Raw genomic sequence first — 2,362 nt, 5'->3', positions numbered from 1 at the left:
GTTTATTACGCAGGATCCGATTGGACTTGATGGGGGGATGAACCTTTATCGGTACGTTCCGAACCCAACGGCGTGGGTTGATCCATGGGGTTGGGCATTCAAAAGTGTCAATTTTAAAGGTTCAGACGAGCTGTTTCCGGTGTATGGGAATCAAAAAAATATTGTGACAATTGAAATGCAAGGATCCAGAGGGCGTGATTTCACTGAAGCTTATAAACAAGCTGGATTGAAGGAAACAGATGTCAAGGCGCAAGGAAAATATACATGGCATCATCTTGACGATTTCGATCCCGGTACCGGTAAATCTACTATGCAGCTAGTGACAAGATCTGCTCATGAAGCATCCTTTCCTCACACGGGCTCCGTGGCGCAGTTTGAAAAGCATTTCGGGCTGCCCTCGGGGGCTTATGGTAGTAAAGACGCAATCGGTATTTCGCAATCTAAAGGGTGGCTGAAAGGGCGCACGCCTAGCTCCGCAACCTCAAATTGTCAGGGGTAATGAATGAAGAATTTTGTGTTGATGTATTCTGAGAAATCTATTGATTCATCAAATATTACTAAACTTGAAAAGGCTGTAGGATTTAAATTGCCGCGCGCATTTGCAGAACTGTATCTCAGTTTCAATGGTGGCGAACCAAGTAGAAGCTGGGTTGTGACGGATGATGGATATGAGCCCATGCAAATTGTAGACTTTAAACCCATACATACTGAAGGGGCGGGAAATTCACTCGATACGCGATTTGTTGAAGGGTGCTATAAGGTTATGTGCGAGCGCCAAGTGATTCCACATACGCTATTGCCGTTCGCGGTGGATGATGGCGGAAATTTTTTCTGTTTGGACATGCTCAATGGTTCGGTAATATTTTACGCCGTTGATAGTTTTCGAGAAGAAATGAGCATGGTAGCTAATCAAATTGCGGTTCAAAGGATGATCGCTCAGTCTTTTGAGAATTTTGTCGCGGGACTAGAAGAAGGGGCGGGTTTTTAGATTTATCACATGAATCGCACCGACCGGGGGTGGTGTTGAGATACATGCTTTTCTGCCGTTCTCGACGAAGCTAGTGTGCTATCTCAAAATAAACTTTCCCGGCGGGCGCCTATATCCAACTGATTTTCATAGAGAAAATGCTGGTAATCAAAAAAACTTCATTTTGAGACTGCACACTAGGGTTTGTCTGAAAAGTCAGCCCGCAAGCATCTTTCGATGCAGGCCAGTGTGACCATGGCTTTAAAGCTGCTGGCCAGTTTGTCGTAACGCGTACAGATCCGACGTTTTTCCTTAAGCCAACTGAACACCCGCTCAATAACGTTGCGTTTTTTGTACTGAGGCCTGTCAAACAGCCGAGGCAGGCCGCGTCAAGGCTTGCGATGCATCTTGCGCAGCGGAATCACCGGCTGCATGCCGTAGCGGTCGCAGTACTGACGTATAACCTGGCTGTCATAACCCTTGTCGGCAAGCACATAACGGCAACGCTTGCGCGGGCGACCCCTGCTGCCAGGCAAGCTGATCTGATCCAGCAACGGCATGAAGTAGCGCGAGTCAGCCTGCTCGCCGGGCGACAGCATGATGGACAGCGGGAAGCCATGACTGTCGCAGGCGAGGTGTATTTTGGTGGTCAGTCCGCCCCTGCTTCGGCCGAGACAGTGGTGTTGCGGTTCCTGCGGGCCCCTTTTTTTCCAGCACCGCTGGCAGCCCGGGTGGCCCGGATAGACGTGGAATCGACCATCCAGGTATCCAGATCGATGAACCCGTCTTCTCGCAAACGAAGATGAAGGTGGCGCAGAACCTGCTCGAACGTGCCGTTGTCACGCCATTGCCTGAAGCGCTGGTAAACGGTCTTCCAAGGCCCAAAACGTTCTGGAAGATCCCGCCATTTGGCGCCAGAGCACAAAATCCAAAAAATTCCATCAAGCATCTGACGATCATCGCGCCTTGGCCGCCCCATGTGTTGAGGAGGGGAAACGATGGCTTCAATGATCGCCCAACGCTCAGATGAAATTTCATAACGGCCTGTCATGACGGCTCTCCTGGCAACCAGAGGGCATCATTCTAGCGAAAGCGACTTTTCAGACAAACCCTAGCAATTTAGCCCGTCTCATACTGTCGAAAGGAGTCGACGAGGAACGGTATGTTGCGACGGAGAGCGGGAGCGACATCGAGGGCGATGAACTGCATCGCGAGGTGCTGCGTACCCAAGGCAAACTCACCAGTTGCTTCGACTATGAAGCTATGGGCCGCAAGAGCTGGCAGTTAGGGTTGGCGCTATCAGCTGAAAAACCTCGCAGATTCACAACCCAGGCATCAATACTTCGTTATTAGCCGATCACGCATTTACTCGATCCACCGCCACGAGTATGACTT

At 50.1% G+C, this 2,362-nt stretch carries 2 protein-coding genes and 2 pseudogenes; 3 read left to right on the top strand and 1 reads right to left on the bottom strand.

The window, feature by feature from the left end; translation table 11 throughout:
- Both EC915_RS24630 and EC915_RS24625 read left to right on the top strand, forming a co-directional pair.
- On the top strand, positions 1 to 499 hold a 499-nt coding region (locus tag EC915_RS24630), incomplete at its 5' end, for an HNH endonuclease (RefSeq protein WP_133753059.1).
- Between the two features lie 3 nt (positions 500 to 502).
- Positions 503 to 988: an SMI1/KNR4 family protein gene (locus EC915_RS24625; RefSeq protein WP_133753058.1), complete on the top strand. Its 486-nt coding sequence runs from the start codon at positions 503 to 505 to the stop codon at positions 986 to 988.
- 176 nt (positions 989 to 1,164) lie between these two features.
- Here the strand turns inward: EC915_RS24625 and EC915_RS24620 are convergent.
- Positions 1,165 to 2,018, bottom strand: a pseudogene (locus tag EC915_RS24620) (IS5 family transposase).
- 131 nt (positions 2,019 to 2,149) lie between these two features.
- On the opposite strand from EC915_RS24620, the pseudogene EC915_RS25410 reads away from it, so the two are divergent.
- Positions 2,150 to 2,362 (top strand): annotated as a pseudogene (locus EC915_RS25410) (hypothetical protein); the annotation flags it as partial.

This window comes from Pseudomonas sp. LP_7_YM, from assembly GCF_004364435.1.
Lineage (GTDB): Bacteria > Pseudomonadota > Gammaproteobacteria > Pseudomonadales > Pseudomonadaceae > Aquipseudomonas.
This window is presented reverse-complemented; position numbering and strand designations above follow the sequence as displayed.

What these genes read in the sequence shown, in the direction of transcription:
- EC915_RS24625 (WP_133753058.1), top strand. Translation starts at nt 503, where the DNA reads ATGAAGAATTTTGTGTTGATGTATTCTGAGAAATCTATTGATTCATCA.